Genomic DNA, 16,224 nt, shown 5'->3' with positions numbered 1-16,224 from the left:
GAAAATAACATATAAGTATTTAGATATATTAAATTCTTTCTTATTTCTCTCTCCCTATCAATATCTTTACATCTTTCTTAAGCCTACCATCTGTTGTAATCATATCTAAGAATAGTTTTTAATTTATAAATCTAATCTGAAGATTTAACTTAAAATAAAGCTCATCATTTACTTTATAAATTTCACCAAATTTATGTCTTGTACTACTCGGTGTCTCTAGTTTTGTATTTTTAATAAGATAATCTTGAAATTCATTTCTATTATAAATATGATAACAAAGTACATCACCATTTTCTTTTACTACAATGTATCCACCGTTAGCATCGTATACACCATTCCATACTGATGCTGGTGTCATACCTAATGCAATATCCGTAATAAATGCTTTGAACTTATAATGATAGAAGCTGTGATTATATTCAAGCTGATAGTTACAAGGATTAGCAGCTTGAACTATATCTATTAATTCTGAAAGCTTATTAGCAACTCCTTTATAGTAATAAAGTAATATATGTGAAATGATAATAGGCAAATTGCTATCTATCAATTGCATATTTAAGTTAAAGATTTCCTTCTCCACCTTCAGAAACTCAAAAGTACACCCTTTTTCTTCAATTTTTAATAGCCTGTCCCTAATCTTTGAATGAGAAGATAATGAGTTTATCATACTTATTTCTTCATCAGTTAACGTTCCTTTTATTTTATAAATGAAATTTGTTGCAGAAGAGGCATTAAGTAGTGTAGAAGGATTTCCAAGTCTTGATTTAATGCTAAATCTAAGTTCTGGATTCATTCCAGTATTAAAATCGTGTACCACAATAGTTATATCACTCTTATCTGACGAAGATGCTTTAAGTTTATCACAGTTTATTTTATCGAGAAAATCTTGTATATCTGGTACAGAAAAAGCACCAGTTGAATTTCGAATTCTGTTTAACAAAACATTTGCATTTTCAGCAAATTCTGCTACTTCGATATTTAAAACTTCCTCTCCTGTTGTCCCATTTACCAATCTAATTACACCATTTCTAATATACTCTAAATTGTTATCTAATTGATTTCTTAATATTTTTATTATAGGATAATAAATACTCTCAATCTTGTTTAGATCTGCATCAGCGGCATAAAGTCTACCTTCTGCCATTAACTTAAAAAATGTATATACCTCTGACCATTCCCCTTTATTTCCTGTTAGCATTTCTCCACCTCTAAAATTTTTAATATTTCTTTCGCAGTTGCTTGTACAGCCGGAATAGCTACACTATTACCAAATTGCTTATAGGCATGAGTATCCGCAACTTCAATCTTAAATATGTCTGGGAATCCTTGTAATCTTGCCCATTCCCTTGGTGTCATTTTTCTTATACCTTCCCTATTTACTTCACCTTTAATGTGTGTTACTGGTGTAAAATCAGTTAATCTATTATCTATGATTAAGTTCCGCTCTCTACCCATACCGCCTACTACAATAGCATTTGCAATTCCATCGTCTGATAATATTTCATAACCAAAACCATTTCCCTTTGATTCATGTCTTTTCTTATGTTCAATTAATGTTTTTAAATATTGTGTAGATAAATAATATTTCGCTGAAACAACAGATTCCTCTTTTATATCTGCAATAGTTGTTTTCTTATTAATAGGCGAGGGATATACAAAATTATTAGCATCAATATCCTTTCTAAATCCGACTATAAATATTCTTTCTCTATTTTGCGGAACTCCAAAGTTTTTTGCATTTATTACCTTTGGTTCAGGGACATAATAATTTAAATCTTCTCTTAATGTATTTAAAATCGTATTTAATGTTTTTCCACCATTATGGTTAATTAACCCCTTTACATTCTCTAATAAAAATGCTCTAGGTTTTTTTTCTTTTATTATCCTTGCAACATCAAAAAAGAGTGTACCTCTTGTATCTTCAAACCCGCCTCTTTTACCAGCTATTGAAAATGCTTGGCATGGGAACCCTGCAACCAACACATCATGATCAGGAATGTTTTTTTCTTCTATTTTCGTTATATCTCCAAATGGAACTTCTCCGAAGTTTATTTGATATGTAATCTTTGCATGTTTTTCCCATTCACTTGAGAATACACATCTCCCTCCCAAGTTTTGAAAAGCTATTCTCATGCCACCTATCCCAGCAAATAAATCTATAAAAGTAAATTTACTATTTTCAACAGGTGGAAAAGGAACATCCCAATTAAAGTTTTCTAAATCTATCTTAAAATTCATTTCCTTTAAAATTTGTAATGCCTTATCTCTATAGTAGAAAGAAGCATTATTATTACTATTTTGTAAATAATGTGTTATAACAGCTAATTTGAAGTTATTTTCTTCATCTATTTTAGATTGTAGTTTTTTTAATAATTCTGAATACTTTTTCATTTTGACACCATCCTATACTTAATACTAATTTTTTTCCATTTTAATAGAGCTCACTCCATTATATGCATAAAACTAACTTATTTTCAATCCCCCTTAATTTATCATATTAATCCCTTATACCTTAGTTCACTATCAATATCTAAGCTCATTTCATGAATAGAATTATATATGCAAGCCTTTAGATATGCCACTGTATTTTTATTTCTCTTTCTCTACTAGTAAAGGCTCCTAATAAAAAAATAGTATAATATATAATCTCCATCCTTAAAAGTGGAAGATGTTTAGAATTTATTTGAAGTGGCACTAGCAATTTTCGTTTTTAAATATATTTCAGAACTTTAACATATTCATTTCACAATTCAGCGAACTTCGACATTTCATTTATGCTATAGTACTTGTAAGCTTCTAAAGCCAAATAATGATACATGTCTTTATCCTAAATTTTCATTTCATTTATGTTATATTAGGTTTAAATAAAATTATTTACAACTTAGAGAGACATATTTATGAAAATTTTTAGGTTAATATCTAGATAAAGGAGGTGGAGTTTAGAATCAAGTAAGTAGTTATGTTCCTAATATTATAAAATTAAAATGGAGGTATTTATTTATGAAAAAATTTTCGGTTATAACTATGATTATTGCAATACTATTTTCTTCATCTCTTTCTGCATTTGCTGCCCCGCCAACATCTAACCAACGAACAACGCGTATAGAGTCAGTTGATGCGGAAGGAAATACAATGATTGAATATTTAACGCCAATTGACACAACGGCAGAAGTTAAATTTTTTGATGAAGAAAAACTAAATTCAAAAAGTGTAATGAGTGGCGATAGAACTTATTTATATTCACTTTATAGATATGATTATAGCCAAATAATACAACATAACTCTAAATCAAAAATAAACGATAAATTTATTTGTTCTGTTCCTTTAGGAAAAACTTTTACAACAACAAAAACAGTCCAAACTTCTGGATCAATCAGTTTTGAAGGTTCAGTTGACAGTAACCAAAAAGAAGCTGTAAATAAATCATTTGGATTAAATGCACAAGGCTCATTAACTGTTACTGTCCAACAATCTGAAACTTATGCATTCCATGATTCTTTGTTAAATAAGGGATTTAATGTTTGTGATTACTATCTTGCAGTAGGATTTGATAAATACAAGGTTGTCCTAAAGAAAATCGACGTATATCAAGTAAAAGTAGGAAATTGGGGTTTCCAAACCGAAGAAGTATTTGATAAAAATGTTGATGTTTTGGCACATCGACCTAAGAAAGTTGAATATCCAGTTGGTGTAAATAGATAAATGATAAATATAAGATGGTAATAGAAAATGAATAATAAAAAATATGGAATTATTGCATTTTTGTTAGCGAGTATAATCTATACTGCTGAACGATTTTTAAAAATCTATAGAGATAGTAAGAATTTAGGTTTCGAAATACCTTTGTTACCGACAAATATATTTATATATGCTTTAGTGGCATTAGCAATTTATTTGTTTTTAAATGACAATCTTAAAAGTTAAGTTACATTTATAAATGGATCTTTATCAAGTTTAGCTTATCTTCTTATTAAATATACTATTTTGAGCTACAACATAAGATCGTTTTAAAGCTTAATAATTTATCTAGAAGTAATATATTAAGACTGATATCTAATTGATTTTTAATATTCTCTTCGTTTATTAGATTCTTATAAAAAAATCTTCAGGAAAGAATATTATCTTGGAGATTTTTTATATTTATAAGAATTAGAGCCAACCGCAAAACCACAGAAGAATAGCCTATAATTAAATACTATTAGATATAAGAATTTTGAGTTTCTCTGCCTTTGAACAATACAAGCTATAAACATATATATCAGACTTAAAAATTAATTATAGAGGTTCATACGTATTACCTTTCAATCAATATGGCAATATTAGTGAATTGGGTGGAGGATGGAGATTATCAAAAGTTATTATTTATGCTAAAAGCAAAGAATTTTTATGTGAAAAAACAGTTAAATGACATCTTATAAGTGCATCGTTAGATATGAGCTATTTGTTTTATGCTCTTTTAATAAGCCTAAAGTATAGATTAATTCATTTTAACGCCATCTCATAATACCCCACCTTCCAACCTTATTTCACAACCCATTAATATTATAAAATATTAATTTTGAGTAACAGTATAGATGTGGAATATATATTGTTTATAGAAAAAATAAAACACCTAGTTACTCCTTCAGGTAAAATAAATTAAAGATCTCTATCTAATATATTGTAGAATTGTCATCTCCCTCATTTATTAAACACATGGGTACAGGTTCTTCTCCTGTATGATACAAATAATATGCAGCTATATCAGTATCAGCATAATTACAAGGATACTTATTATTAATCTTAGTTTTTGACTTATAAATGCAACTTTCGTTTAAAGCACAATATGCTATGTCATCTTCAATTATAATATCAAAATTTATATTATTGCTTATGCTTTTCCTTCTAATCTTTCATGATAAGTCTCTCTTTTCCCTCTTGCTATATCTTCCAGCTCTTCATCAGCATATTTATCTGACCTTTGCTGAAAATTATGAAACCTTGTCCTTCTTTCTTGGGATAAATCATAATTAACCATAGCTTGGATTTTCGCAGAATATTCACTAATTTCATTGTATAGAGTGCTTTTGATAAAAGCGGATGGATAACTGATTTCTTGTTCTTTACTACTTTCTATAACATTATCAATTGTAGAAATAATCATGTCATAATTAAGATTCTGTAATTTGCTAATAGCATCAAATCTACTTACATTTCTACCTCTAATTCTAGTGTCATCAAAATAGTACATTTCATAAATAGCTTTTTTAACAACCTCTACCCAATCATCATAAGGGTAACTATAGCATTGTTTGTTATTAAGTCCAAGATCATTGACTAAATCTTCAAAAGGAATAAATCCTTTCTTTTTTATTTGCTTATCTAAATCAATCAATACATCTTTTTTATCAAATTCATTGTTCTTATCTATTTCTTTTTTTTCATCCATATCCATGATTGATTGATTAATTATACTATTAGATGATTCAATTATATTATTATTTAATTCTATTATATTATTAACCTTCCTGTTTTGAGAAGGTGGGTCCTTCTTGTTTTGAGAAGCACCCTCCTTCTTATTTTGTGAAGGTGGGTCTATTTCATCTTTACAATTATCCACCTTCTCATTTTGTGAAGATGGGGTAGTACTATCATTCTGAACATTTTTACTGCTAGAAAATCTATTCATAACAATATCCCAATTCCTATAAGCTACAAATTTATAATTGTTTTCTTCTAATACATCTACTGGAGGACAGTCGTGAAATATATAAAACGTCTTATTTACAACATCAATAATTTTTATTAATTCTTTGGGAATCTCTGGATAGTATTCATTTATAAGATTTTCTAAATTATTCTTGAGTGAAATATCTATATTTTCTAGAGTACTAAAATAAACTATTGATTTTTGAACTGATGGATTTTCCTTTCCTTCCAAGTTGTAATTTATAAAAAATTTTACTTCCACTATTTTTTCTACATCACATAACCCTACATTAAAAAGAGTCTTTAAATGCCTATAATATTTTGTCCTACCTACATTAAGCTGTTTTTCTAAATATGCTTGAGAGTAGGTTATCTGATTTTCTTTCGTATTATTTTTTCTATTTATGTATCTTTTAAATGAAATGTAAAATCCTAGGGTTTCACAATCAGCATATTGATTTAAAGCATCTATAAAATCAAAGTTTGTATTTATATATTGTTTACTAATTCTACCTTCTTTAATAGAAAAACCTGTATTATTACTCATCCGTATTTCCCCCTCTGGTTTTATTTATCTAAATTCATGTATAAAAAAGACACTCACACGAGTGCCTTTCACTCTATCATATATGATAAGATTTATTATGACTAATATTTACAAAAACAATGAAACTATATATCTCCTTTAGTTTTGCAAAATAAAAAAGACATTTTTTTAATGTCCTTTATGAGCTACTTATAATATTTTTGAAACATATTTAGATCTAATTTTGTAAATTCATCTAATATATTATTTCTATATATTTTTTTATCTTTTATCAACTCCTCTAGAGCCTCAGTATGCGTCATTATACGATTATATGGTCTTATTTCTCATAGCATCGTAACTGTCGCAGATTCTTATTATAGCGGCTCCTAATGGTATGTTTTCATCCCTTAATCCTTTAGAATATCCTGTTCCATCACTATTCTCATGATGATACAAGATATTTTGTGATATGTTTACACTATATCCCATCATTAAAGCAATAGCTGCACCATATTTAGGATGTAGTTTTATCTCATTCCATTCTTTGTTATTCAACTTTCCTGGTTTATTTAATATGGATATATCTATTTTACTTTTCCCTATATCATGCATAGCAGCTGATAAAACTATTTCCTCTTTTTCTTCATTACTTATTTCCAATTGACTACATAACTTAAAAGCTAATTCAGCAACTCTAAAACAATGAAATACATCTATACCTCTATTGTCTGTTTGTAATAAGTCTATTGGATTTAAAATAGTATCACCTCCTTGATCTATAGAAATAATGTCAGCTGTATACAAAATATTTGAAATCAGACATAAAAATACCGTAAAATCCTTTTGTGAATAATACGGTATATCAATGAAATATTTGATTTTAGTAATTATAATATATAATAATAAAAGGATGTGGCCCTCAAAACCATACTAATACTATTTTTAAAATCTGAGAATATCGATAGCTTTGGAGTTTGCAAAAGAAATATACACTTCTAAATTGTTATAGAATGTCATAATTAACATTTGACAGCCTACTTCATCTTCTTTACCAAATTGATATTTAAAAATGTCAGGATTATCTCCTTTTATTGTCCAATTCTTACGCTCAGATTCCGTTAATTTCACGCACAGATCGCAGAAATTATTCCACTCTGTATTCTTTTCTTTGTCTCTTATAAAAACAGGAACTATATTACATATACCTGTAAACTGTTTATTATAATTATGAAAATAAAGTCCTCTTCCAATAGCTTCAAAAGAATGTAAAAGTCTATAATTATCTACCTCAATAATCAACGTAGGAAAGTATCGATCATGAACTTTTACGATTTTTCTTCTATAACTTTTTGTAAAGCTTTTTTCCTCTCCAAAGTACTTGACACTAAAGTCTATATCAGAATTGGTGCAAATTCATTCTCAACATCTTTTTCAAATTGTTCTATTCTTTTAAATTCTATTATTCTATCTTTTTTTAGTCTCATAATATGATTGTCTTTAAGTTGTAACATTTCTTTGTCAGTTACTATCTCATTAAACTCCACTATCATATTTGAGAACTTATTATAAACCACATTCTTAAGAGCATTTGTAAATTTTTCAGTTAATTTCCCCTTACTTTCATGGCCCGTAAAAGGATCTAAAATTTTAGGTATATAGATAATGTTCCATGGTGCACAAAACGCAAATGGATTTTTAGTTCTGCCAAATATGTGAGATACCTGATAGTTAAAAATATCCCTATTTCTTTTAAAACCCGTCAATTCATAAATTAGTTTCTGAGGATTAGCATTATTAGTTGGATCCTTTACAATATTATAATTGTTAAATAAGCTTATATATAAATCAGTAAATAATTTTGTTCCTGTAGCATCTCTTCCATATCCTCTAATAAAAGATTGCTTATTACTTAATATATTTCCTTTTAATAACTCCCAATTTTCCTTAGCAATAGTTTCATCTATAGTTATTACTGAATTTAGACCATAATTTATTATTTCATCTTCTTTTATATTAAAGTAATCAAAAAATTCTTTGTATCCATCTTTCAAACTTCTCTCCTCCTAATAAGCTATTACGATATGTCACCTAACGGTTCGTGTTTGCGATGTCTCTAAACTGGACACTCGAAGACCTTCTTCTTGGCGGATTTTTACTCTAGGTGAAGGGATGTGGTACACAATGCCCTAAGCTTATACCCCCGTGCACCTTTACACAAATACATTGTTCGTATTATTAGCTTATACCAGTTTAATCTTGGTATAAGCTTTTTGTATATAATCTAGATATAAACTAGGTAAAGAACATATATATTGTTGGGGCCCAGCCCCCGTCGTATAAGCTGTTCAAACCTATGCTAGATATGATAAAAAATTGCTGAAGGAAAGCCTTCCAAAGTAGCTATTACTACCTCAAATAAACTATTAAGAATTATCTATAGCATCTTAAAAAGTGGTAAATTTTTCGATTTAAATTACTAGTTAGTATAGACTATTACCTTGCAGTAGCATCTTTTAAACCTATTTTATTATAGGTTTATTTGCTATACCTATTTTTACTATATTCTGCTTTTTTAAAAAACCTTGACAACCATTAGCTGGTTTAGGCGTAGTTCATTAGTCATTTAGCACCTCAAAACCTATATTAGTACCTAAATAACTATCACTAGAAAATTCATTAATATGATTAAGTACTTCACTTGAAAACTTACTACTACTTTCTATTTCAGGGTTAAATATTACACTATTTTTCGGTATAGAATAATCATTATAGTTGCGAATAGTGAGTTTATTATTTTCATCTACAATGATTCCATACCCACTAGATATTATTTCAATTGACTCTTTGTCAATATATGCAATGTTTTTCATACCAATAGAGTGCAAGTATGATGCAAATACTAGAAGTTCATGTTCTTCACTTTTTACTAATTGAGGATTACTGTTAATATATGCATTTAGCTTATATAACTCTGTCAAAACAAATATAAGTTTCAATGGAAAATAATATTCTTTAGAATCTATTGCTGTTATTAAAAAGATTTCTCTAAATTCTGTTCTAATTAGTTCCTTAATAAGTTTATTCTTCATAACATACAAACAAAACTCTTCCTTAATAATATAATTAAGTCTTCTTTCTGTATCATAAATTATCAAATTAATATGTGATAACTGTTTATCATAATTTATATATTTATTGCTTTTATTGTTTATCATATCAGCCAATAAATCGCTATACTCTTCATAACTTGGCAGCTCCTGCATTATTCCTTCTATAGGTTCCACACTTCCATCAGAAGATATTAGTTCTAATTCTTTTACTTCTAAAACTTTTTTGTCCTCCTTATGTCTATACCTTCTATTATTCATAATTTCTTCAAAGTAGATAGGTATATTACGTATTCGAGCATTTGAACCATTTAAGTAAAATTCGGTTATTTCTACTCCAAACTTTCTATCCTCATATTTATATTTGATTTTAAAATCAGGATCTTCTGATTCTTCGACTACTTGATAATCTGATTCTTTATAAATTAAATTTAGTATTCTTCTTTCTTTTAAGCTTTTATCTTCATTCTTAACCATAGTCCCCCCCTGTAATATGCAGAATTATGCCTAACTATTACTTTCACGACATACGTCGCCTAATCTTACTTATTGGTTGTATTTCCGACTGTCTTAATTATTCTAATATTAATCATTTCACGTCGTATGTCGCTAATGCTTACTTTTTCTAACAATCCTTTTCATAATAATATTGTAAATCTAGGTTATCCTCATAATTCCTATATTATAATAACTATTTTAATTGAATAAATTTCTTATGCAAAGAATCGAATTCACAACCACAATTTCCACATTCTTTATCTGCTTGTTCTATTGCTTTGATTAAATCTTCTTTTGTTCCATTTCCGTCAAGATATCCCTTTGAGGTAATAGATATTAAATCCCAGCCAGATTCTACAAATTTTTCTAAAATGACTTTTAATTCTTCCATAATAAATCCTCTTTCAATTTTATAGGCAAAATACAAATAGGCTAAATTCCACATTATCCTAATACTATAAATTACCTTTATCCAAATTTAATGTATTATTATAAATCTTTTAAATATTATATATCATTCTTCCGTTTTTTTCCATTCGCTTACATACTTATTATTCAATTTCTAATATTCATTTCTCTTATTATTTTTTCAATAACTAAATTACATTTATAAAATAATAATTAATAATACAAAGTATCATACTTTCTACCATTCCTTTATGAATAATCAAATAAAATACTCTCCCAAACTTCAGCATTTATAATTTTGTCAAATAATAATGGTGAATACCTAGCAAAATGAATATTTAAATCTTTAAGCCCATCTATTTTATCTATATATTCTTTTGATTCTAATGGTAATATTATATTGAATTTGTCTATTTCTTTTATCATTTTTAATGCCTCGTTCATGTATGATAATTCATAAGGTTTAGATCCTGCACAAAGGATATTTATGTCTCCTATTTCTGTTACCTTTAAATTCTTAGACGTTAAAACTCCAATATCAATAATATTAAAGTTATAATTATCTATTGGAATATTACCTTGGAAATAGTAATCAACTTTTCCGCCTGTAAAATAAGCATTGGTTATAGGGTTATTGAAAAAGAAATGTGAATGTATGGTACTTAAATGATTACTTCCATTGCCTTCAGTATAAGAAGCTCTTGCCCCCAGCTCAGATAAAAAAACAGCTAAATTCATAGCTGTAGTGGTTGTTCCTATTCTATTCATTACTCCTGATACAATTATCTTAATATTTTTAGTATCAAATTGCTTTATCGGCTTTTCTCGAGCCAATGGCAAATTTGAGTTATTATCTATGCCTTGATTTTCATCATAACCTAAATTCACAGCCATCTTTGCATAGTGTTTCGACATTCCTTGCTCCCCAAGACATATTCTAATTTCCTTTTGGATTTTATCTATTGTTTTTCCTGAAACAATATTATATATATTAGCTTCGTCTATTATTTTATTTAAATATTCAACATCAGTTTTCTCCGTAAATAATATAATTCTTGCATCATACATAGTTTTAAAAGCCTTTATGCCTTCAATAATATCTTCTATCGAATCTTTTATAGCTTCTAAGTCTATAGCTATATATGAAAAATGGCTAAGATTTCTCATATCATGCACAACAAATTTCTTTAATAAGAACTCTCCAGATAATTTTTCTACTAGCATCCCATTTTCCTCTATAAGAAAATCAAATAATTCTATATTCTCATTACTAGATAAATATAATAACATTTATTATTTAAGCCTCCTCTCAATTATACTAAGTGTTAAGCAAAACTTTTGCTGTTCTTTATATTGCAGTTATATTATTTTTAAATTCTAAATCTCTATAGAGCTTTTCAATAATATCTTGTTTTCTATGTTCAATAATAAGTTTGTCATGCTTTATAGATTTAAACATCTTTTCCATTAGAAACATTTTTCTATTTCCCATTTCTAGACTTTTAATATAATACATTGTTCTTATATACAAACTATAATTCCTTAAATTATTATTTAAATTCCAGATATACCTATATCCATTATCTAAATATCCAAAAGTCAAAGGATATGAATTTAATTTTCCTATTAAATATTCCTTCTGTATCTCTGATAAATCTTCTTCTACTTCAATTTCAAATTCTAGATTATTAATAAAATCATTTCTAAGTCTATATATATCTCCTGAATAAAGAATATCATTTACTTTTTTAAACTTTTTTTGTATTTAAATAGTTTCTCTTCTTTGTTTATCTTCCTTTTTAACTCTATATATCTAATGGGGATATTAAAAAGCTTAGCTATCCTTATTTCATCTACCATATTGTATAGAATTTCATCTTGAAAAATCCATACTTCATCACATCTTTTTACCAATTCTAACCGCTTATTTAAATATTCATTTCTATTACCACAGACTTTTTCAAGTTGTTTAATTACTAAAGTTAATGTAATAGGTAAAAATCCTCTATCAACAGCATATTTACAATATTTATCAACTTTAACTTCATCTATATTTCTAGTACCTAATGGAAAAGTAATGTATACAAGCTTCACTAAAAATGCCTCCTTCCTATCCATGCTTCACAATATATTTACTAAGAGTAATAATCTACGTTTCTCATACCATGAATTACAAACTTATTAAAACTTATATGCTATCAAGGTCTAAATATCCAAAATGGACTGCCACTTGTTCCACCATTTGTACTACTTTCATTCATAATAATACTTAAATCCCACTCCTTATTACTTCTTTCTACACTCGCAGAATCATGTACTAGAATCTTTCCATCAGCGGTAATTCCTCTTAAAACAATAAAATGCCCACCACTTGTAAAATGTCCTTTACCCATACTAACTACAACTGGATATCCTTCGCTAAGTGCTTTAATTATAGAATTTGGATCTTTTCTACTAACGGCTTCAACATTAAGTCCATAGTTTTTACCTCCTTTAGTCATTAAAGACCAATAGCTACCTGAACCTTCTGCTCTATGTCCGTTTCTATAACTCCAATCTGCCACTATATCGGGAGTAATTCTTTGTCCAGTTAGTCCAGATACAACCATTGCTAAGGAAGTTGGCCCACATCCGCCATCAAGAATTGTAGTATTTCCATAGGAATTGTTTCCCCACCTTGCATCAGTTTGATTATAATAAGGTAGATTTGCATGGCCTTCAGGGTACTCTTGTAAATCAGTTAAATCTATATCATCATAAATATTTAAATTACCTTCTATATCTATATTTGAAATCATACTATATATATTTAATGCTAACAAAGTATCTTCTTCATCAACTATACCTACTTCTGGTAATACATCTTCAAAATTTCTAGTGTCGATTCTAATAATAGCTATCTTCTTTGTTACAAGTCTTATATGTTCTTCGTCACAATCATCATCACAATATCTGTTATGACCTACATCTTCTTCAACCTCAAATTCTTCCACTGTTACTGTTCTAACTAAAAATTTTAATGCTACGTTTATTATTTTCCTTTGATTCATATTACTAAAATCTTGTTTAAGTAGCACTGAATCTATTGCTATTAAATCCTGCCAGGTGAGACTATAGTTATATATAATTTCAAACTCGTCACAATAATCATACTCGGATCTCATTGCTTCAATCCATTCTTTATTAAGCTCATCAACGATAAAAATAGTATCCTGATATACAGCTACCTTTGCCTTATCCTCTAAAACATTAATGTCTTGAGACATATTCTGGACAAAAGTATTAATTAATATTGAGGGAAGACTACCTAATGTTACAACTATTATAACTACTGACACTAATATTGCAATAACTATCATTACTAAATTCTCTCTTGTTTCTTCATCTATAACAGCTTGTAAAGCTAATCTTTTTAAAAACGCAACTAATGCAGCTCCCAAACTATTCTCTCCTCTCTTTACATACTGACTAGCAAAGTTAAAAGATAAAGGGCTAATTTAGCCCTTTATCTTCCTCCTGCACTTCCCATATACTTAAACTTATAATCAGGTATTTCGAACTGTACTTGTAATCTCTTAGAGCCTATCATCATTAATGCCTGTCCCCTTCTCTTTGACAGAATTAAATCTTCCTCTGCATCTGTTAGGTTATAAAGTTTTTTAGTTTCTGCAAGGTTTTGTCCGTCTGTACCCATGATTATTTTAAATGTAGCTAAATCTAACAATGGTTGTCCATACATTTTAATTGCTGGATCAAGGAAGTCTACTACTGAGTGAGATATTATAGCTATTCCACCCTCATATTTTCTTACTCCTTTAGCAGCATTCCTTAAAAATACTAGTGATTGCGGTACTTTTGGATCTATCATTAAATAAGCCTCATCACAGATTAGAAGGACTCTTTCATTTGGATTTTTCACTATTTCTTCCCATGCCCATTGAAGCATATTAAAATACTGAGTTGAAATTATATTATCTGGAGAATTCTGAAGGTCTTTTGTATCAAGACATATACATCTTGAATTAGCTTTTATTGATGTATGTCCATTCCATAAAAACGAATCCGATCCTATTGCAATATCTTTTAAAAATAGACTTAAGTCATCATAATCTTTATAATATGAACCTTTTTTATCCTTAGCTTTTTCTGCTATCTGATTATATAAATCACTAATGATAGGGAAATCTGTATTTGACAGTTTAGATATATCTGTATCCCAAAATATATCAAATCTATTGTATAACTCAATTATTTCTGATTTAAGTATAGCCTTCTGTCTATCTGAAAGACTTGGAATATATAAGGAGAAAAATATCTCAAGATTTTTTATATAAAGTGCCATGTCTCCCATACCATTTCCTTCATCCTGATAAAGTTTCTCTGTATCGTTATCATCGTCTTTCGGAGCTGTTCTTATTTGAAGTGGATTAATTCTTCCTTTACTTCCTCCACCAGCATTTATCCAATCTCCATCTAGATTTTTACATAGTTCCCAATACTCCCTATGTGGTCTATAAATATAAGCTTAGTTCCTCTCATATATTCACTTAGAACAATATGTTTTACAGCCGTTGACTTTCCGACACCAGGTACTCCCATTATTACAAAGTTAGTATTTGTTCTATCTTCTTCCCTTTTCCAAGGATCAATAACTACAAGTCCTCCTGAGCTATCTTTTGCAAAATAATAACCTTTACCATCGTTATATCCACTTGATGCAAATGGAAAACCTCCAATAAACGATGATAAAGGTACTATTTTACTAATCATATTTTCTACTTCCTCTTCTGTAGAGTAAAATGGTGACATATGTTTGAAACCTTGCTCCTGAAGATTTGATAAACCTCTTACTTTACAACTTAATGATGTTACCCTGGATTCTATTTTCCTACAGGTCTTTTTATATATTTCCTCATCTTTAGAAATAGGCATTAAAGTTACTCCCATTTTGCCAATTGCTTCACCTTGCTGATCTATCTTTTTCATTATTTTTTCACCATTTTCAGCTGCCTTTTCTGCCCTTGATCTTGTCAATGGATCTTTAGCAGAATTTGCTATCCCTCTATTTCTAGATATGCTCCTTGAAATATTTTCTATAAAAAGACCACTGTCTATGGGTTCAAAGGTAATGGAACATATTGTATTTGAAATATTTGTTATCTTTGATAACCAGCCATATTCAATATCTTGAGGATATTTAGTAATACCATAAATTTTTCCTATATTCTCCCCTAATATTAAATGATTTCTAGAAAACTCTAGTCCTACAGGGGTTATGATATTTAACAATGTATTATTTAATTCTGATTGTATTTTCTCTTTTCTTCCCTTTTTCATTTCTTGCTCCTTTCGATAAATTTAGATTAACTATTGAATAAGAAATGGTATCGTTGATTCATATGATGTACTTTCTACATTCGCATAAGCAGGATTATTAATTAAATTACAAAGCCTTACAATCTTACTTTCATTCATTACAGTTGCCCTAATACCAGATGCCTCAAACTTACCTACCATGTCCATAGTTCTTTTAATTAAATCCCTTTCTATTCCGTCTTCATAATCCTCCCAAAGCATAATATATATTTGTCTTTCAACGACTTCTCCAGACAATGCAAAGCTACTAATAGATAGCATCTCTTGCCTTAATAATTCTTTTTGCTTCTGATTAGACGTTTCAGAGAGTATTGTCTGATATTCAAGCAACAAAGAAGAAATATCAATCGGTCTAGGTACTGCAATTAATTTGAGAATTTTTCTTTCACTAGTTAATTCTGATGTCAAAATCCTAGTTATAGATATTTTTTCTCTTTTACTAAATAGGTTTGTATCAATTGGTGATATTTGAATATAGGATATTATTTTTCCATCCATCGTATATAAAAACTTATCCCTTATATCCTTAACATTCACTATTCTTTGTGCTGTTTCTTCTCTTTTGCTTAATTTTATTTTCTTAGGTTTTTTTATTTTGTTTTTATTTAGAATCTTCAT

At 28.5% G+C, this 16,224-nt stretch carries 16 protein-coding genes; 1 reads left to right on the top strand and 15 read right to left on the bottom strand.

What is annotated here, in order from left to right; all coding sequences use genetic code 11:
- Positions 1-118 precede the first annotated feature (118 nt).
- The gene (locus CIW83_RS03070) at positions 119-1,198 is read right to left on the bottom strand and encodes an HpaII family restriction endonuclease (protein WP_094899326.1); all 1,080 of its coding nucleotides are present in this window, start codon (positions 1,196-1,198) and stop codon (positions 119-121) included.
- Positions 1,192-2,391: a DNA cytosine methyltransferase gene (locus CIW83_RS03065; RefSeq protein WP_094899325.1), complete on the bottom strand. Its 1,200-nt coding sequence runs from the start codon at positions 2,389-2,391 to the stop codon at positions 1,192-1,194. Before CIW83_RS03065 ends, CIW83_RS03070 begins: the two co-directional genes overlap by 7 nt.
- Before the next feature lie 609 nt (positions 2,392-3,000).
- Here CIW83_RS03065 and CIW83_RS03060 point away from each other — a divergent pair.
- Entirely contained in the window at positions 3,001-3,702 is a 702-nt protein-coding gene (locus CIW83_RS03060; RefSeq protein ID WP_094899323.1) for a hypothetical protein, read from the top strand.
- Between the two features lie 1,168 nt (positions 3,703-4,870).
- Here the strand turns inward: CIW83_RS03060 and CIW83_RS03050 are convergent.
- From CIW83_RS03050 to CIW83_RS02995, 13 genes are all read right to left on the bottom strand, one after another.
- Positions 4,871-6,235: a hypothetical protein gene (locus CIW83_RS03050; RefSeq protein WP_094899319.1), complete on the bottom strand. Its 1,365-nt coding sequence runs from the start codon at positions 6,233-6,235 to the stop codon at positions 4,871-4,873.
- Between the two features lie 309 nt (positions 6,236-6,544).
- Positions 6,545-7,021, bottom strand: coding sequence for an HD-GYP domain-containing protein (locus CIW83_RS03045; protein ID WP_158219997.1), 477 nt, complete (start codon positions 7,019-7,021; stop codon positions 6,545-6,547).
- A gap of 138 nt (positions 7,022-7,159) precedes the next feature.
- Entirely contained in the window at positions 7,160-7,516 is a 357-nt protein-coding gene (locus CIW83_RS03040) for a hypothetical protein (RefSeq protein ID WP_094899316.1), read from the bottom strand.
- Positions 7,517-7,608: 92 nt separating this feature from the next.
- Positions 7,609-8,268 (bottom strand): hypothetical protein, encoded by a 660-nt coding sequence (locus CIW83_RS03035; protein WP_094899315.1) that lies wholly within the window; start codon positions 8,266-8,268, stop codon positions 7,609-7,611.
- Positions 8,269-8,832: 564 nt separating this feature from the next.
- A complete protein-coding gene (locus tag CIW83_RS03030; protein WP_094899313.1) occupies positions 8,833-9,801 on the bottom strand; it encodes a hypothetical protein in 969 nt (322 codons plus the stop codon).
- A gap of 214 nt (positions 9,802-10,015) precedes the next feature.
- Complete coding sequence (locus CIW83_RS03025) at positions 10,016-10,213, bottom strand: hypothetical protein (RefSeq protein WP_094899312.1); 198 nt, start codon at positions 10,211-10,213, stop codon at positions 10,016-10,018.
- Positions 10,214-10,479: 266 nt separating this feature from the next.
- Positions 10,480-11,520: a hypothetical protein gene (locus CIW83_RS03020; RefSeq protein ID WP_094899310.1), complete on the bottom strand. Its 1,041-nt coding sequence runs from the start codon at positions 11,518-11,520 to the stop codon at positions 10,480-10,482.
- A 58-nt stretch (positions 11,521-11,578) separates the two neighbouring features.
- A complete protein-coding gene (locus CIW83_RS03015) occupies positions 11,579-11,761 on the bottom strand; it encodes a hypothetical protein (RefSeq protein ID WP_143598507.1) in 183 nt (60 codons plus the stop codon).
- 209 nt (positions 11,762-11,970) lie between these two features.
- Complete coding sequence (locus tag CIW83_RS03010) at positions 11,971-12,324, bottom strand: hypothetical protein (protein WP_094899307.1); 354 nt, start codon at positions 12,322-12,324, stop codon at positions 11,971-11,973.
- A 104-nt stretch (positions 12,325-12,428) separates the two neighbouring features.
- Positions 12,429-13,670 (bottom strand): C39 family peptidase, encoded by a 1,242-nt coding sequence (locus CIW83_RS03005; RefSeq protein ID WP_094899306.1) that lies wholly within the window; start codon positions 13,668-13,670, stop codon positions 12,429-12,431.
- 65 nt (positions 13,671-13,735) lie between these two features.
- Entirely contained in the window at positions 13,736-14,581 is an 846-nt protein-coding gene (locus CIW83_RS22600) for a type IV secretory system conjugative DNA transfer family protein (RefSeq protein WP_201259649.1), read from the bottom strand.
- A 122-nt stretch (positions 14,582-14,703) separates the two neighbouring features.
- A complete protein-coding gene (locus tag CIW83_RS22595) occupies positions 14,704-15,567 on the bottom strand; it encodes a type IV secretory system conjugative DNA transfer family protein (protein ID WP_201259648.1) in 864 nt (287 codons plus the stop codon).
- A gap of 30 nt (positions 15,568-15,597) precedes the next feature.
- A complete protein-coding gene (locus CIW83_RS02995; protein WP_094899304.1) occupies positions 15,598-16,224 on the bottom strand; it encodes a hypothetical protein in 627 nt (208 codons plus the stop codon).

Source organism: Tissierella sp. P1 (assembly GCF_002266425.1).
Lineage (GTDB): Bacteria > Bacillota > Clostridia > Tissierellales > Tissierellaceae > Tissierella > Tissierella carlieri.
The sequence above is the reverse complement of the archived record's forward strand: the minus strand, read 5'-3'. Positions and strand labels throughout refer to the sequence as shown.